This window comes from Sphaerisporangium dianthi (genome assembly GCF_042654065.1).
Lineage (GTDB): Bacteria > Actinomycetota > Actinomycetes > Streptosporangiales > Streptosporangiaceae > Sphaerisporangium > Sphaerisporangium dianthi.
In genome coordinates this window covers 194187-210258 of sequence record NZ_JBHSFP010000013.1, presented here as the reverse complement: position 1 = coordinate 210258, position 16072 = coordinate 194187, and the positions used below count along the sequence as shown (strand labels likewise).

14 protein-coding genes and 1 pseudogene are annotated in these 16072 nt (G+C 70.2%); 10 read left to right on the top strand and 5 right to left on the bottom strand.

The window, feature by feature from the left end; translation table 11 throughout:
• Window positions 1-207: pseudogene (locus ACFO60_RS20585) on the bottom strand (extracellular catalytic domain type 1 short-chain-length polyhydroxyalkanoate depolymerase); the annotation flags it as partial.
• A gap of 256 nt (window positions 208-463) precedes the next feature.
• Between ACFO60_RS20585 and ACFO60_RS20580 the strand changes: the two are divergent.
• Window positions 464-925, top strand: a complete 462-nt coding sequence (locus ACFO60_RS20580; RefSeq protein WP_380842331.1) for a MarR family winged helix-turn-helix transcriptional regulator — start codon at window positions 464-466, stop codon at window positions 923-925.
• Window positions 926-1734: 809 nt separating this feature from the next.
• Here the strand turns inward: ACFO60_RS20580 and ACFO60_RS20575 are convergent.
• The 4 genes from ACFO60_RS20575 to ACFO60_RS20560 are packed head-to-tail and all read right to left on the bottom strand — an operon-like array spanning window position 1735 to window position 6022.
• A complete protein-coding gene (locus ACFO60_RS20575; protein WP_380842328.1) occupies window positions 1735-2880 on the bottom strand; it encodes a mandelate racemase/muconate lactonizing enzyme family protein in 1146 nt (381 codons plus the stop codon).
• Window positions 2881-2914: 34 nt separating this feature from the next.
• Window positions 2915-3742 carry a carbohydrate ABC transporter permease gene (locus tag ACFO60_RS20570; protein WP_380842326.1) on the bottom strand — a complete coding sequence of 276 codons (828 nt, stop codon included), beginning with the start codon at window positions 3740-3742 and terminating at the stop codon, window positions 2915-2917.
• Entirely contained in the window at window positions 3742-4731 is a 990-nt protein-coding gene (locus ACFO60_RS20565; RefSeq protein WP_380842324.1) for a carbohydrate ABC transporter permease, read from the bottom strand. Before ACFO60_RS20565 ends, ACFO60_RS20570 begins: the two co-directional genes overlap by 1 nt.
• 4 nt (window positions 4732-4735) lie before the next feature.
• Window positions 4736-6022, bottom strand: a complete 1287-nt coding sequence (locus ACFO60_RS20560; RefSeq protein ID WP_380842322.1) for an ABC transporter substrate-binding protein — start codon at window positions 6020-6022, stop codon at window positions 4736-4738.
• A gap of 138 nt (window positions 6023-6160) precedes the next feature.
• On the opposite strand from ACFO60_RS20560, the gene ACFO60_RS20555 reads away from it, so the two are divergent.
• The 9 genes from ACFO60_RS20555 (at window position 6161) to ACFO60_RS20515 (ending at window position 15921) form a co-directional block, all read left to right on the top strand.
• The gene (locus tag ACFO60_RS20555) at window positions 6161-6958 is read left to right on the top strand and encodes a FadR/GntR family transcriptional regulator (RefSeq protein WP_380842320.1); all 798 of its coding nucleotides are present in this window, start codon (window positions 6161-6163) and stop codon (window positions 6956-6958) included.
• Between the two features lie 290 nt (window positions 6959-7248).
• Window positions 7249-8097 carry a fumarylacetoacetate hydrolase family protein gene (locus ACFO60_RS20550; RefSeq protein WP_380842318.1) on the top strand — a complete coding sequence of 283 codons (849 nt, stop codon included), beginning with the start codon at window positions 7249-7251 and terminating at the stop codon, window positions 8095-8097.
• Window positions 8098-8179: 82 nt separating this feature from the next.
• Window positions 8180-8935, top strand: coding sequence for an SDR family NAD(P)-dependent oxidoreductase (locus ACFO60_RS20545; protein ID WP_380842316.1), 756 nt, complete (start codon window positions 8180-8182; stop codon window positions 8933-8935).
• Entirely contained in the window at window positions 8932-9843 is a 912-nt protein-coding gene (locus ACFO60_RS20540; protein ID WP_380842314.1) for an aldo/keto reductase, read from the top strand. The genes ACFO60_RS20545 and ACFO60_RS20540 overlap by 4 nt, the downstream gene beginning before the upstream one ends.
• Window positions 9833-11086 (top strand): nickel-dependent lactate racemase, encoded by a 1254-nt coding sequence (gene larA, locus ACFO60_RS20535; RefSeq protein WP_380842312.1) that lies wholly within the window; start codon window positions 9833-9835, stop codon window positions 11084-11086. Before ACFO60_RS20540 ends, larA begins: the two co-directional genes overlap by 11 nt.
• Entirely contained in the window at window positions 11083-11748 is a 666-nt protein-coding gene (gene larB / locus ACFO60_RS20530; RefSeq protein WP_380842310.1) for a nickel pincer cofactor biosynthesis protein LarB, read from the top strand. The genes larA and larB overlap by 4 nt, the downstream gene beginning before the upstream one ends.
• Window positions 11745-12860: a nickel pincer cofactor biosynthesis protein LarC gene (gene larC, locus ACFO60_RS20525; RefSeq protein WP_380842308.1), complete on the top strand. Its 1116-nt coding sequence runs from the start codon at window positions 11745-11747 to the stop codon at window positions 12858-12860. Before larB ends, larC begins: the two co-directional genes overlap by 4 nt.
• Complete coding sequence (locus tag ACFO60_RS20520) at window positions 12857-13711, top strand: amidohydrolase family protein (protein WP_380842306.1); 855 nt, start codon at window positions 12857-12859, stop codon at window positions 13709-13711. The genes larC and ACFO60_RS20520 overlap by 4 nt, the downstream gene beginning before the upstream one ends.
• Before the next feature lie 872 nt (window positions 13712-14583).
• Window positions 14584-15921, top strand: a complete 1338-nt coding sequence (locus tag ACFO60_RS20515) for a CE1 family esterase (protein WP_380842304.1) — start codon at window positions 14584-14586, stop codon at window positions 15919-15921.
• The last annotated feature ends 151 nt before the right edge of the window (window positions 15922-16072 follow it).

Below are 16072 nucleotides of genomic sequence, written 5' to 3'. Positions count from 1 at the left end.
ACAGGGGTGCATGGCCAGCACGATGGCCGGGTTGGTGGGTCTGTTGTCCGGTACGTACAGATGCATGCGCAGGTTGCCGGGGTTGGCGCCGAAGTTGGTCACCTCGGTCAGCGTGGCCGCGGCGGCGTAATGCGGGAACACCAGCGCGACGGCGGCGTACAGCAGCGCTGCGCACGCAGTGGCCAGTAAGGCGGTGAACCGTTTCATCCGCTCTCCTCTGCTGGGTATGCGGGTTGATCCTCTGCTCGATGCCAAAGGGCCGCGACGCGAGGGCGCCGGAAGCCGGGCTCGACGGATGCAAAGTAGGCGTGGCCCGAAGGGAGGTCAAGGTAATGCCCGCACAGGCCTTGCCGACCAGGAAGAGCAGCGGTGTCTTTGGGCTGCTTATCAAGCTACTTGTTATCAACCCGCTTTATATTGGGCGCGAAACTTACACGCGACGACCGCACGGTATGGTCGTCCGGTGACCGCCCGCCAAGATTCGCAGCCGGCCGCTCCCGCACCACGCCTGAGCTATTTGGTGTTCCGCCTGGAACGCCGCATCCGGGCTCGTCTGGACGAGGCTCTCTCCCGGCACGGCGTCACCACCCCGGCGTACATGGCGCTCAGCGAGCTGCGCATGCGCGATGGGTTGTCCTCGGCGGAACTGGCCCGCATCGCCTTCGTCACGCCGCAGGCGATGAACCTCGTCATCCGCGACCTGGAACGGCGTGAGCTGATCCGTCGTGACCCGCATCCGAACGGCGGCCGGGTGTTGTGCGCCCGCCTCACCCCCAAGGGGCTGTCCCTGCTGCGGCGCTGCCACCGCTCGCTCGACGCCATCGAAACGGCCATGCTCACCGAGATCGACGACGCGACCGGCAAGACCCTGGTGGAGGGGCTGACACTGTGTGCCCGCGCCCTGCATCCGGACACTCACGCGTGAACCTTTCAGGCGGTTCGGCCCCGATCGTCCCCCCCATCTGCGGCCGGACGGGTGCGGCCCGCCACCGGCATGAGACGGGCGTTCGAGAGCCCGTGGTCCCATGGCACGCCAGAGGGCCGGCCCGTGATGCGAGGCCGGCGCTACCGTGCTTTCCGCTCTCTCATCGCGGAACGTCGCGAAGTGAGGGCATCGCGTCCGGGGCATGCCGGGATCCGGCGCGTCGTGGCTCGCCGGTCACCTGACCCGCGTCGCCGCGCGGTCAGCACCGCACCGGCCGCCGCGGCCGCCGGTGTGCACAGGGAACCTTCCTGTCGAGAGATCGGCGACAGGGACGGCGGACCGTGGGCGCGGTGCCGTCCAGGTTCACGGATTCTGGTCGCCGGGCGCGTCTCCGTAGAGAAGCACCTAATTATGTTAGCGCTAACAATTATTGTCCGGGGGTGCGTGCTCCTCTTCGCCGAGCGGTATGAAGGTGGTGGTGGTGCAGCGGAGCAAATACGACGCGCGGACGGTTCGTCAAGGGCGCGGTGTGCGCGGGTGCCGTCGCCCCACCGGTCGTCGCCGGCTTCCCGCGCTTCCAGCAGGCGTGCTCACACGGTGTGCCCGGTGCGTCATGATGCAACTTTCATCGCCTGGCGGCATGGCGCGGCCGAGGGTACGCCCGTCCGACAGCCCGGCACGGGCACGACTCGGGCATGGGCCGGCGCGACGTTGGGGGGTGAGCCGGTGCCTCATGGGCACGGCTTGGGCGAGCCGGTGCCTCAGTGGCAGTGGCACGGCTTGAGGTGTGCCGGCGCCCTGCCGGTGCCTCAGGGAGTCGGCTGGCGCTGTTGCGCCGCACCATGATGGGCCACCGACAGCAGCCTTCGGCCGGCGTGCTCGGGACGCACGTGCGGGCCGTCCGCCGACGCGACCGGCCGGCGGGTGGACGCCGTGATCGCGTCCTCGTCGATGGTGACGCCCAGGCCCGGCGACTGCCCGAGGACGAACGCGCCGTCCTCGATGTGCAGGTCGAGGGACACACCCCGCGGCGGCCGCAGATCCTGCAGCTCGCTGACCATGTGGTTGGGCACCGACGTCGCGGCGTGCAGCAGGCCGACCGAAGTGGTGCCGATCGGGCTGACCGGCAGGTCGTGGGCGTGCGCCAGGGCCGACACCCGCAGGAAATGGGTGACGCCCCAGACGGCCGCCGTCTGGACGATGTCCAGGGCGCCCGCGGCGATGAGCGGCCGGAACTGCTCGAGCCCGCTGAGGTTCTCCCCACTGGCGACCGAGGCACGGACGCCGGCGCTGACGGCGGAAAGGCCCTCGGCGTCCCACCGCCGGACGGGCTCCTCGATCCAGGTGAGATCCAGGGTGCGCTCGAGCTCGCAGACGTGCCGGACCGCCTGCTTGCGCGTCCAGGCCTCGTTCACGTCGAGCATCATGCTCGGCCGGGATCCGTGCGCGGCCTCGGTCAGGACCTCTCGCACGAGCGTCAGGCGGTGCAGGTCGCGCTCGATGTCGAGGCCGCCCTTGAGCTTGGCCGCCCGCAGACCGTGCTTGGCGTAGTCCTCGTAGAGCGAGACGAGCTCGTCGTCGTCCAGGCCGATGTCCAGGCCCGACGCGTAGGCGGGGACCCGCCGGTCGCGGCCGCCCAGCAGGCGCCAGAGCGGCTCGCCGGCGGCCTGTGCCTTGATGTCCCACAGGGCGGTGTCGAGCGCGCCGATGGTGCCGAACACCGCGCCCGCGTGGCCCGCCTTGAAGGTCTGCCGCAGCATGCGGTCGTACAGCGCCGTCACACCGCGCGGGTCCTCGCCTTCGATGGCGGCGAATATGGAGTCGAGTTCCACGTGCGGACCGAGCCCGACGCCGGTGATGCCTTCATCGGTGTCCACCAAGATGATCGGCACCGAGACGTTCCCGTCGGTGTACACGCCATTGGCGTCACCGACGGGACGGCCCCATTCATGCACCGTCGTCAGAGTCCGATACCCCGAAATCCGCATGTCAGCCCTTCGTGGAGCCGGCGGTGACACCGGCGGCGATCTGACGTTGAAGGAAGAGATAGATCAACAGGACGGGTATCGCGGCGATCAGGACTCCCGAGGCGAAGGTGGGGATGTCATCGGAGTACTGGCCGCGGAGCGAGGTGACCCCGACCATGAGGGTGCGATGCTCGGCCGACGGCATCATCACCAGGGAGATGAGCACGTCGTTCCAGCAGAACAAGGTATCGAGGATGCCGACCGACAACAGGGCCGGGACACCCAGCGGGATCATGATCCGCCGGTAGACGCCGTAGGTGGTGTTCCCGTCGATTCTGGCCGCGTGGACGATCTCCGCGGGGATCGTCCTGTAGTGGCTGGTCATCAGGAAGATGGTGAACGGCAGGAACTGCGCCACGTAGGCCAGGATCAGTCCCGGGTAGGTGTCGATGAGACCGGTGTCCGCCATGACGCGGGCGAGCGGCACCATGATCACCTGGAACGGGATGAACAGTGCCGCGAGGCAGCCCAGGAAGAGCGCCTTGGAGCCGCGGAACCGCAACTGGCTCAGCGCGAAGCCGGCCATCGACCCGAAGAGCAACAGGAAGAAGACCGAGAGCCCCACCACCACGACCGAGTTGGCGAAGTAGCGTGCCATGCCGACGGTGTTCCACGCGCCGGAGATGTTGTCGGCCTGCAGGGAGGTCACCGGGGAGAACCGGTCGAGGATGTACTCCCGCCGGGTCTTCATGGCGACGTTGACGGTGAACACCATGGGGTAGATCGTCGCGAGGGCGAGGGCCGCCATCGGAACGGCGGCCACCCACTTGCCCAGGCGCTTGCCGGCCATCAGCTCTCCCTCCCCGCGCGGCGCAGCACGCTCATCTGGGCGAGTCCCACCACGAGCATGATGAGGAACAGAACCGTCGAGGCCGCCGAGGCGAGCGCCGGGGCGTTCATCCGTCCCTGCTGGATCCAGATGTAGAACTCCGGCAGGTAGGTCGAACCCTCCGGGCCGCCGGCGGTCATGACGTACAGCAGGCCGAACATGGACGTCAGCATCCCGATCATGGTGGTCACGAAGACGAACTGGATGGTGCGCGACAGACTCGGGATGATCACGTGCCAGATGGTCTGGGGAAGCGTCGCGCCGTCCACCTTGGCGGCGTCCAGGAGAGCGGAGTCCAGGGTGGAGAATCCGGCGAGGAACACGACCAGGGCCATCCCGAACGTCGCCCAGATGTGCACGCCGACCACGGTGAACATGGCCACGTTCGGATCGCCGAGCCAGTCGACCGGGCCGAGTCCGATCGTCCCGAGAAGGGCGTTCAACGGACCGTCGAAGGCGAGGATCAGGTTGAAGATGGCGCCGACGATCACCGGTGACAGGACGGCAGGGAAGAAGTAGACGCTGCGGTAGACCCGGTTCCCCGGCACGCGCAGGTAGATGAACGTCGCGAGCAGACCGGGGATGGCCACCGCCACGGGAAGCAGCACCACCAGCAGTCCGACGTTGCCCAGCGCGGTGCGGAACAACGGGTCGTCGAGCAGCAGCAGGTAGTTGTCGAAGCCGACCGCCGTCCCGTTGCGCTCACCGTCGCCCGTGAAGGAGAAGTTGACGCCCAGGATCAGCGGGTACAGCCGCAGCACCACGATGATCAGTACGGCCGGGGCCAGCAGGACCAGGGGGGCGAAGCGTTCGGCGAGCGCCCCGGCGCGGGAGGTGCGCCGCGCGTGCGTTCCGGCGCCGCCGCGGCGTGCTCGCCCTTCGAGCCTCGCACCGCCGGTCCGCTCGGCCTCGGCCGAGCGGACCAACGGCGAGGAACCTCCGACTGGCACGTGATCAGCCTGCCCGGTCGGAAGCGGCAAGCTGCTTCACCGCCTCGTCGACGCTCGCCGATCCGCTCAGGAGCTGCTGGGACAGTCTGCCCATCAGGTCGAGAGTCTTGGAGGAGAGCGCGACGTGCAGCGCGGGCTTGCCGGCCTTGAGCTGCGACACGAGCGTGCCGACGGCCGGAGGGGCCTGCGACACGTCGATCGTCGTGTCGGAGGCGATCGCGCCGGCCCCGGTGAAGAAGGCGGTCAACGCGTCGGTCGACGTCAGGGACCGGACCAGGTCGGAGGCCGACTTCGGATCCTTGGTCCACTTGGCGACCGCGTAGCCGATGCCGCCGTCGTACGGGAGGACCGGCTCGGCTCCGGTGGTGACGAGCGGGGCCTGCATGACGCCGACCTTGTCGCCGAGGAACTCCCCGAAGTCCTTCCAGTGCCCGATGTCCGACATCAGCCCGATGATGTTCGCGGCCTTGCCGGAGTCGAAGAGCGTGAAGGAGTCGTTGAACATCGCGGTCGAGTTGGCCCCGTCGTTGTTCAGCTTCTTGTCGTTGACGTCCTTCCACAACTTGAAGATCTGCTTCACGTTGGGGGAGGTCCAGTCACGCTTCCCGGCGATCCAGTCGTCGTACTCCTTGGGCGTCAGGACGCCGGGGCCGATGCCGGAGAGCCAGAACTGGATTCCGAAGCCCTCCTTGTTGCCGAGCGAGAAGCACTTGGCGCCGGCCTTCTTGATGGCGGCACAGGCGCTCATCAACTCGTCCCACGTCTTGGGCGGCTGCGCCGGGTCGAGCCCCGCCTTCTCGTAGAGCCCCTTGTTGTAGTAGATGGGGTGGCCCTGCAAGGTCACCGGAGCGGCGTAGGTCTTGCCGTCCTTGGCGAACGCGTCCCAGCCCGCCAGCCGCTGCTTGTCCTCGGTGACGTACTCGTCCAAGGGGAGGAGCGCGCTCACGCGGTCGCGGATCTGGCCGCCTCCGTTGAAGAGCATGACGTCGGGACCCTTGCCGGACTGGATCGCCCCCCCGAGCAGGGTGTAGTACTGGTCGAACGGCTGGGCGACGAATTCGACGGTGATATCAGGGTGCTTCTTGGCGAAGTCGGCCTTCGCCTTTTCGATGTAGGTAGCCACGTTCTTGTCGCTGGACTTCCAGTCCCAGACCACGAGCTTGCTCTTCGAGGCCCCGGAGGTGGATCCCGATGTCGGCTCCGACCCTGAACCCGTCGGCGCGGCGCTTCCGCAGCCGGCCAGGGCCAAGCCCGCGATCAGGGCGACCGACCATAAAGTGTGCTGCTTCATTGCTGTTCACTCTCCAGAGGGCGGCCAGCCACCCCGGCCGTCTGCCGCGAAACGTAACTCGTATGACGTCTTACGTCAATACAGATGACATATACTGCCCCGGTGACGCTTGTCCTCGGCGGGTCACCGGAGGGGGATATGACGACATCGCAGGAGTCGCCCGGCAGCGTCTCGGCACCGGTGGACGGCCTGGTCGCCCGCAAAGAGCCGGCCTGGGTACGACGACCGGCCAGTCTGGCGAAGGCGGTGACGGCAGAGCTGGTGGAGCGCATCGTCCGCGGAGTTCATCCGTCGGGAACGCCGCTTCCCCCTGAGCCCGCATTGTGCGAGACCTTCTCGGTGAGCCGCACCGTCGTCCGCGAGGCCGTGAAGATCCTTCAAGAGAAGGGGCTCGTGCAGGTCCGTCAAGGAGCGGGCACGATGGTGACCCCGCCGACGATGTGGGACATGCTCGACGAGCTCGTCCTCGGGGCGGCCATCGAGGAGGACGAGAGTTTGGCGATACTCGACGACCTCGTCGTCACCCGCCGCGTCCTTGAGTCCGACATGGCGAACCTCGCCGCCCGCGTGGCGGACGAGGACGCCATCGAGCGGATGGGTGCGCTGGTCGATCGCATGGACGAGCACGTGGACGATCATGTCATCTACGCGGACTATGACCGCGCCTTCCATGACACCATCATGCAGGCGTCCGGGAACCGCATCGCCAGGGGCGTGGTGCGGTCACTGGAGAGCCAGGTCATCAACATAGCCCGGTACATGGGCAGGACCGAGCGGGCCTTGTGCGTGGCATCGAACCTCGGCCATCGCCGCATCTACGAACGCATCGCCGCCCATGATCCTGAAGGTGCCGCCGAAGCGATGTTCACGCACATCACCGAGGCATGGCTCGTCCGTCGCAGCGCACCGGGCGATCCCGTGCGCCTGCAGCGTTAGGGCGCGTCGTATTCTCACCTCAAGCTCGGCCGGCAAGGCCGGCAAGGGCGGCCGCGAGGCGCGGGCGGCCGGGCGTCCTCGACGGCGAGGACGCGCGCGGCCGTGAAGAACAGGCGAACTCTGCGGCGATTGACCCGATGAATGCGGCTCGGACAGTATGGTCCGCGCCTCGTGGGGGCCACGAGGCCTGATGGGAAGAGCGACCCGTGGACCTGGCTTTACTTCGACCCGGTGAATCTGCCAGGCTCCCCCACCACCTCCATCAGTGAACCCATGAAAGAAGGCGGTCAGTGAAGCTGTTGCGTGTGGGGCCGGCAGGCGGCGAGCGGCCGTGTGTGCTCGGGCCCGGCGGCGAGGTGTTCGACCTGTCGTCGCTGACGGCGGACATCGACGGCGCGTTCCTCCAGGCGGGAGGCGTCGAGAGGGTGCGGGCGGCCCTGGCGGAGGGGCTGCTGCCCGAGGCCGGGCCGTACGAGCGGGTCGGCGCGCCGGTGGCCAGGCCAGGGAAGATCGTTTGTATCGGGTTGAACTACTCCGACCACGCGGAGGAGACCGGGGCCGCGATCCCCGCCGAGCCGGTGGTCTTCATGAAGGCGTCCAACACGCTCGTCGGCCCCGACGACGAGGTCCTCGTGCCGCGCGGCAGTGTGAAGACCGACTACGAGGTCGAGCTGGCCGTGGTCCTCGGCCGCGAGGCGCGCTATCTGTCCTCGCCGGAGGAGGCGGCGGAGGTGATCGCCGGGTACGCGATCGCCAACGACGTCTCCGAGCGCGAGTTCCAGATCGAGCGCGGTGGCCAGTGGGACAAGGGCAAGTCGTGCGAGACGTTCAACCCGCTCGGTCCCTGGCTGGTCACGGCCGACGAGGTCGATGACCCGCAGGCGCTGGGCCTGCGGCTGTGGGTCAACGGAGAGCCGCGCCAGAACGGCGACACCAAGAACCAGATCTTCGGTGTGCACCACGTGATCTGGTATCTCAGCCAGTTCATGGTGCTGGAGGCCGGCGATGTGGTGAACACCGGCACCCCGGCGGGCGTGGCGCTCGGCCGCGGGCCGGAGGCCTACCTCCGGGAGGGCGACGTCGTGGAACTGGAGATCGACGGCCTCGGCCGCCAGCGTCAGCGGGTGGGCCAGGCGTGAGAGCGGGCGAAGCACTCACCGCCCCCAGGGACGTGAGGATGAACGGGCGTCGTCCCGAGGCCGAGTCCGCACAGGAGGAACGATGACCGAGCCGGCGGGCAATGGCGGCGAGTTCGAGGGGCTGGTGGCCGTGGTCACCGGTGGCGCCTCGGGCATCGGGGAGGCGGTCGCCGGCGAACTGGCCGCGCGGGGCGCACAGGTCGCGGTCCTGGACCTCAAGGACACCGAGTTCGTCTGCGACGTGACCGACGACACGACCGTACGGCGCGCGATCACGGCCGTTGCCGAGCGGTTCGGCCGCATCGACGTGCTGGTGAACAACGCGGGCATCGGCGCGCAGGGGACCGTGGCCGACAACGACGACGCCGAATGGCTGCGCGTGTTCGACCTCAACGTGGTGGGCATCGCCCGCGTCACGCGGGCGGCCCTGCCGTACCTGCGGGAGTCTCCGCACGCGGCGATCGTCAACACCTGCTCGATCGCCGCCACCGCGGGGCTGCAGCAGCGGGCGTTGTACTCGGCGTCCAAGGGCGCGGTGCTCGCGCTGACCCGCGCGATGGCGGCCGACCACATCCGGGAGGGGATCCGCGTCAACTGCGTCACCCCCGGCACCGTGGACACCCCGTGGATCGGGCGGCTGCTCGACGCCGCTCCCGATCCGGCCGCCGAGAGGGCCGCGCTGTCCGCGCGGCAGCCGCACGGCCGCCTGGTCGGCGCACAGGAGGTCGCCCAGGCCGTCGCCTACCTCGCCAGCCCCGCCTCGGGTTCCACGGTCGGCATCGAGCTCGCGGTGGACGGCGGCATGTCCGGCCTGCGCCTCCGGCCGGTGTCGTCATGAAGATCGACCTCGGGCCGTACGGGCTCGGCACCGCGCCGCTCGGCGGCCTGTTCACGCCGGTGAGCGAGGAGCAGGCGCAGGAGGCGCTCGCCGCCGCGTGGGACGGCGGGATCCGGTACTTCGACACCGCGCCGCACTACGGCACCGGTCTCGCCGAGGAGCGCCTCGGTCGTTTCCTGCGCGGCCTGCCCGCGAACACCGGCAAGGCGATCGTCTCCACGAAGGTGGGCCGCCTCCTTGTGACAGGTCAGGGCGAGGAGGACGGCTTCCCCGGCAGGGAGGGCCACGTGCGGGTGCGGGACTACAGCCGCGACGGCGTCCTGCGCTCGCTGGAGGACAGCCTGGCGCGCACCGGGCTCGACCGGTTCGACCTGGTGTTCATCCACGACCCGGACGACCACTGGGAACAGGCGGCGGGCGAGGCGTACCCCGCGCTGGCCGAGCTGCGCGACCAGGGTGTCATCGGCGCGATCGGCGCCGGCATGAACCAGGCCGAGATGCTCACCCGGTTCGTCCGTGAGACCGACGTCGACGCGGTCCTCGTCGCGGGGCGTTACACGCTGCTCGACCGGTCCGCCGCCGTCGAACTGCTGCCGGCGTGCGAGCGGCGCGGCGTCGCCGCCATCGCGGGCGGCGTGTTCAACAGCGGTGTCCTGGCCGGCGGGACGACCTACGACTACGACGCGGCTCCTCCCGAGGTGCTCACGCGGGCGCGTGAGCTGGAGCGGGTCTGCGCGAAGTACGGCGTGCCGCTGCCGGCGGCCGCGCTGCGGTTCCCCCAGCGGCATCCGGCCGTCACGACGGTCCTGATCGGCGCGCGCAGCGCGGCCGAGGTCCGCGAAGACCTCGAACTGGCCGCCGCCGCCGTGCCCGGGGAACTGTGGGAGGAACTCGATCATGCGAGTTGACCTCGCGTACGGCACCGGCGGGCTCGTGGTGGACCTGCCGGACGACCGGACCACGGTGATCACGCCGGTGGCCCGGCCGGCCGCCCCGGACGAGGCGGCCGAGCTGCGGCGTGCCCTTCGTGAGCCCGTCGCGGGGCCGCCGCTGCGCGAGCGGGTGCGCCCGGGGCAGACGGTGGCGATCTCGGCCTGCGACGGCACCAGGCCGCAGCCCCGGCACCTGATGATCCCGGCGATCCTCGCCGAGCTGGACGGGGTGACCGACCTGGACGACGTCGTGATCCTGGTCGCCACCGGCACCCACCGCGGCAACAGCGCGGACGAGCTGCGCAAGATGTTCGGCGACGAGGTCGTGGACGCCGTGCGCATCGTCAACCACGACGCCCGCGACAGCTCCTCGTTGCGCTGGATGGGCCGCCACGGCAAGGACGTCCCGGTCTGGCTCAACCGCGAGTGGGCCGAGGCGGACGTGCGGATCACGACCGGGTTCGTGGAGCCGCACTTCTTCGCCGGGTTCTCCGGCGGCCCCAAGCTGGTCGCGCCCGGGCTGGCCGCGCTGGAGACCGTGCTCACCCTGCACGACGCGGCCCGCATCGGCGACCCGCGGGCCACCTGGGGGGTCATCGAGGGCAACCCCGTCCATGACGACGTCCGCGCCATCGCCGCCGCGACCGGCGTCACCTTCGCCCTCGACGTCGTGCTCGACCGTGAGCAGCGCATCGTGCGGGCGTTCGGCGGCGACCTGCCGCAGATGCACGCCGCCGCCACGGCGGCCGCTCGCGCGGTGGCGATGCGTCCGGTCGCCGAGCCGTTCGACGTGGTGGTGACGACCAACGCGGGCTTCCCGCTCGACCAGAACCTGTACCAGTCGGTCAAGGGGATGAGCGCCGCCGCCCAGGTCGTGAAGCCAGGGGGGACCATCATCTGCGCCGCCGAGTGCCAGGACGGGTTCCCCGACCACGGCTCCTACCGCGAGGTCCTCACCTCCGCGGCCTCGCCGGACGCGCTGTTCGAGGAGATCTCGCGTCGTGCCGAGACCGTGCCCGACCAGTGGCAGGTGCAGATCCAGGCCCGCATCCAGCGGACCGCCCGGGTGATCATGCACACGTCGTACATGAGCGACGCCGACCTGGCCGAGGCTCATCTGGAACAGACCGGCGACATCGGCCGCACCGTGCACGGCCTGCCCGGCCGGGTCTGCGTCCTGCCGGAGGGGCCGATGACCATCCCCTACCTGACGCCATGAGCGGCGCCTTCGATCTCGGTTACGCGCGCGTCGACCTCGACCGCGAGGCGCGCCAGGGGCTGCCCGAGATCGTCTACGGCCCGGGCAAGCAGGTGACCGAGATCGCCGGCATCGTGACCACCCTGCTCGACCGCAACACCGGGCCCGTCCTGGTGACGCGCGTCGAGTCCGGCGCGGCCGAGGCCGTGCTCGCGTCCGTCCCGGGCGGCCGGTACGAGCCGGCCGCCCGGCTGCTGGTCTGGCGCGAGGCCCCGCCGGCCGCGCACACCGTGGCCGTGGTCACCGCCGGGACGGCGGACGGCCCGGTGGCCGCCGAGGCCGCCGCCGTCGCCGCCGCCCTCGGCCTGGGCACGACGGTCGTGCGCGACGTGGGGGTGGCGGGCTTGCACCGGGTGCTCGCCGCGGCCGACGACCTGCGCGCGGCCGACAGCGTGATCGTCATCGCCGGGATGGAGGGGGCCCTGGCCAGCGTCGTGGGCGGCCTGGTCGAGACGCCGGTGATCGCGGTGCCCACCTCCACCGGCTACGGCGCGGCGCTGGAAGGCGTGACGGCCCTGCTGGCGATGCTCACCTCGTGCGCGGCGGGGATCACCGTGGTCAACATCGACTCCGGGTTCGGCGCCGCGCTCGCCGCCTACCGCCTCACCCGGGGGCCGAGGTGATCCTCTACCTCAACCCGTTCACCGGCCTGGCCGGGGACATGCTGCTCGCGGCGCTGCTGGACGCGGGCGCCTCCCTCGACGCCGTCCGGCGTGCCGTCGATCTGACCGGCCTGACCGGGTGGCGGCTGTCCGCCGAGCGCGTGCGCACCGGCCCGTTGATCGCCACCCGCGTCCTGATCGACGTCCACGACGACGCCACCGAGCGTCCCGCCTCGACGCTGATCGCGATGGCGGAGCGCACCGGCCTGCCGGCCGCCGTGGCGGCGCTGACCGCGATCGCCGAGGCGGAGGGCGCGCTGCACGGCGTCCCGGCCGCCGAGGTGCACCTGCACGAGCTCGGCGGGCACGACACGCTGATCGACATCGTCGGCTGCGCGGCGGCGCTGCGCGACCTCGGCGTGACGCGGGTCCATTGCGCGCCGCTTCCGCTGGGCGAGGGCACCGTGCGCACCCGCCATGGCGTGCTGCCCGTGCCCGCTCCCGCCACGCTCGCCCTGCTGCGCGGGGCACTGGTGCGGGGCGGGGCGGCGGGCGAGGCGGTCACCCCGACCGGCGCCGCCGTCCTGCACGCCGTGGCCACGGTCTACGGGCCGGCCCCGGAGATGGAACTACGCGCCACCGGGTACGGCGCGGGCAGCCGCGAGCTGCCCGACCGGCCCAACGTGACCGTGGCCATGCTCGGAGAGCCCGCGGCCCGGCGCGACTCGCAGGTCATCCTCACGACCAACCTCGACGACGTGACCGGAGAGGTCCTCGGGTACGTCATCGAGCGGGCCATCGCCGCCGGCGCCGCCGACGCGTGGGTCACGCCCGCGGTCATGAAGAAGGGCCGTCCCGCGCACATTCTGCACGTGCTCACCTCGCACGAACTGGCCGGCGCCCTGCAGGACCTCATCCTCACCGAGACCGGAAGTCTTGGCCTGCGCCGCAGCGTGGTCGAGAAGGTCGCGCTGCCCAGGAACGTCGGCACCGTGGAACTGCACGGTCAGACCGTACGGATGAAGCACGGGCCGTGGGGGGTCAAACCCGAGCACGACGACCTGGCCAAGCTGGCCGCGACAACCGGCAGACCGCTCAGAGAACTGGCACGAGAGGCCCTCGACGCACTATGACCCGCATCGACGCGCACCACCACATCTGGGACCTGTCCCGGCGGCCGCAGTCCTGGCTGGAGTCCCCGGAGGTGGCGCCCATCCACCGTGACTTCACCCTCACCGACTTCGCCGCCACCGCGGCCGAGGCGGAGATCGGCCGCTCGGTGCTCGTTCAGGTCCTGCCCGACGCCGAAGAGACCCGCGAGTTCCTCGCCCTGGCGGCGCGGTCGGACAGCGTCGCCGGGGTGGTGGGCTGGGCCGACCTGACCCGGCCCGACCTGTCCGACGAACTGGCGGCGCTCGGCCGGTCGCCCGGCGGCGAGCTGCTGCGCGGGATCCGGCACCTGGTGCAGGCCGAATCCGACCCGCGGTGGCTCGCCCGGGAGGACGTGCGCGGGGGACTGCGGCAGGTGGCGGAGGCCGGGCTCGTCTACGACCTGCTCGTCGTGCCGCACCAGCTGCCCGCCGCCATCGAGACCGTGCGCGCGCTGCCCGAGCTGGAGTTCGTCCTGGACCACCTGGCCAAACCGCCGGTCGCGTCCGGCGAGCTCGAACCGTGGGCCGGTCTGATCCGTGAGCTCGCCGCGGAGCCCAACGTGACGGCCAAACTCTCGGGCCTGATCACCGAGGCGGCCTGGGACGACTGGGAGGCGGAGGCCCTGAAGCCCTACGTCGACGTCGCGCTCGACGCGTTCGGCCCCGGACGTCTCATGTTCGGCTCCGACTGGCCGGTCTGCCTGCTCGCGGGCTCGCTGCCCGCCTGGGCCGAGACCGCGGGGGCCCTGCTCGCCGGCGCCGGGCTGTCGGCCGCCGAGTGCGACGAGGTCTTCCAGGGGACGGCGACGCGGGTCTACCGGGTTCGCCCGTAGCGCTCCCGGCCCTTGGGGTCTCACCTGAAGGCATCGCACGCTCCTGGGCGCTTGGTGGTGTCCGGCGGAGGAATCGGGGGTCCGGACCGGGAGTTCGGGCTCCCCGATGACCAAGGCGACAGACGTCACACGTCAGAGGTCGTACGTTAGGTCGGAGCGCCAGAGGCGTCAACGACTCACCTTCGCGGCATGTCACGACGATCCCAGACGGGTGCTGTCCGGCTTCGCACCTCATCGCGGAAAACGCGTCATAAGTTGATCGATGGACGCCACCGGAAGGCGTGAAATTTTCACGGGCCGTGTGCCGCGGGTCGCACGAGCGGAGGCATCCGGCGTTCCGGCATTCCGCCGATCCGGCGTTTGCCGTGACTCCCGGCACGCCCATTCCATTCGGCTGGTGGCCCTTGAATTCGCCTGTGCGCGGGCCGTCGTGAAACGGTCGATGACCTCGCCGCCGGCCCGCGCGAAGCCGGTGAAATTTTCATCATGACGCCTCGGCGACGTGTCCGCCGCCTCCCTGGTCACGAGCAGGAGGAATGGATCGTTTCGAGCAGGCGCTCCGGGGGGAGGCGGCCCATCCTTGACAGATCTCGTCACGGTCATATTTGCTCCGCTGCACCGTCTGTCCAGCCGCCCGGACGAGAGGAGTGCGCGACGTCTTCTCATGTTAACGCTAACACGAGTGCTGTTCTCGCCATTTCGGGCGTGCGGAGTTCCCCCTGGAATAACGGTAGCGCCCGCCGCGCGGCCCAGGTATTCGCCAGACCGGACTCCGCGCATGCCGGCCGATCGATAGATCGCCCCAAAAAGGAGAATCAAATGGTCTTGCCATTCAGGTGTGCCGATATTCGAGCCGCGGAAGGAATCGGCTGATGTCACGGCGCAGAACCCTCTTCGGAGCGGTCGCGGCCGCGGCGCTTCTCGTCCTGACCGCGGGTCACGCGGCGCTCAGCGACAGTTTCGGCGCGACGAAGGCGTCAGCGAGCGCGGGAACCCTCGCGGCGACCGCGGGATGCGGCAAGACTCCGACGCTGAGGAGCGGCACGCAGTCGATCACGACCAGCGGTAAGAACCGCTCGTACATCCTGCGGCTCCCCGACAACTACAACAACAACACCCCCTATCGGTTGATCTTCGGGTTCCACTGGCGGGGCGGTACCGCCAACGATGTCGACTCGGGCGGAACCAGCGGGTACCCGTGGTCCTTCTACGGGCTCAGGCAGCTGTCGAACAACGGCGCGATCTTCGTGGCGCCCCAGGGCTTCAACAACGGCTGGGCCAACTCCGGCGGCGAGGACGTGGTCTTCGTCGACGACATGATCAAGCGGATCGAGGCCGACCTCTGCGTCGACACCTCCCAGCGCTTCGCCACCGGTTTCAGCTACGGCGGCGGCATGAGCTACTCGCTCGCGTGCTCGCGGGCCACGGTCTTCCGCGCGGTCGCCGTCTTCTCCGGGGCGCAGCTCAGCGGATGCAGCGGCGGCACCCAGCCCATCGCGTACATGGGGCTGCACGGCATCACCGACAACGTGCTCAACATCTCCCAGGGGCGGAGTCTGCGCGACAAGTTCGTCCAGAACAACGGCTGTACCCCGCAGAGCCCGCGCGAGCCGGCTTCGGGCAGCCGGACGCACATCGTCACCGCCTACTCGGGGTGCCGGGCCGGGTATCCGGTCGTCTGGGCCGCGTTCGACAACGGTCACATGCCCGGTCCGGTAGACGGGACCTACTCCGAGAGCGGCATCACGACCTGGACCAAGGGGGAGGTGTGGAAGTTCTTCACCCAGTTCGGCAGCACCCCGTCCCCCAGCCCCACGCCCACCCCGACCCCGACGCCGACCCCCACGCCTACGCCGACCCCCACGCCGACGCCGACGCCGACCCCCACGCCTACGCCGACTCCCACGCCGGTACCCGGTGGGTGCGCCGCCACGATCGAGACGGTCAACACCTGGCCCGGAGGCTTCCAGTCCAGCGTCACCGTCCGCGCCGGCACCAGCGCCATCGGGGGCTGGACGGTCAGCTGGACCTGGCCGGGCGGGCAGACCATCAGCAGTCTGTGGAACGGCGTCCGCTCCGGCTCCGGAGCCGACGTGACCGTCCGCAACGAGGCCTACAACGGCTCGATCGCGGCCAACGGCAGCACCACGTTCGGCTTCACCGCCGGCGGCACCGCGGCCACACCAACCCTTTCCTGCAGCGCCTCCTGACCCGATGACGGCGCGGCGACGCGCCTGACTCGAGGCCGCGGCCGCGGCACCCTCGCCACGAGCGGGGGTGCCGTGGCCTGCGCTCCCGAGCCGGGGCCACCCGTATGCCCGCCCGCCTGTGAGCCGGCCGCAGACGCGGCCCGGCGGGCGC

What these genes read in the sequence shown, in the direction of transcription:
- ACFO60_RS20570 (WP_380842326.1), bottom strand. Translation starts at nt 3,742, where the DNA reads ATGGCCGGCAAGCGCCTGGGCAAGTGGGTGGCCGCCGTTCCGATGGCG.
- ACFO60_RS20560 (WP_380842322.1), bottom strand. Translation starts at nt 6,022, where the DNA reads ATGAAGCAGCACACTTTATGGTCGGTCGCCCTGATCGCGGGCTTGGCC.
- ACFO60_RS20555 (WP_380842320.1), top strand. Translation starts at nt 6,161, where the DNA reads ATGACGACATCGCAGGAGTCGCCCGGCAGCGTCTCGGCACCGGTGGAC.
- ACFO60_RS20545 (WP_380842316.1), top strand. Translation starts at nt 8,180, where the DNA reads ATGACCGAGCCGGCGGGCAATGGCGGCGAGTTCGAGGGGCTGGTGGCC.
- ACFO60_RS20540 (WP_380842314.1), top strand. Translation starts at nt 8,932, where the DNA reads ATGAAGATCGACCTCGGGCCGTACGGGCTCGGCACCGCGCCGCTCGGC.
- larA (WP_380842312.1), top strand. Translation starts at nt 9,833, where the DNA reads ATGCGAGTTGACCTCGCGTACGGCACCGGCGGGCTCGTGGTGGACCTG.
- larB (WP_380842310.1), top strand. Translation starts at nt 11,083, where the DNA reads ATGAGCGGCGCCTTCGATCTCGGTTACGCGCGCGTCGACCTCGACCGC.
- ACFO60_RS20520 (WP_380842306.1), top strand. Translation starts at nt 12,857, where the DNA reads ATGACCCGCATCGACGCGCACCACCACATCTGGGACCTGTCCCGGCGG.
- ACFO60_RS20515 (WP_380842304.1), top strand. Translation starts at nt 14,584, where the DNA reads ATGTCACGGCGCAGAACCCTCTTCGGAGCGGTCGCGGCCGCGGCGCTT.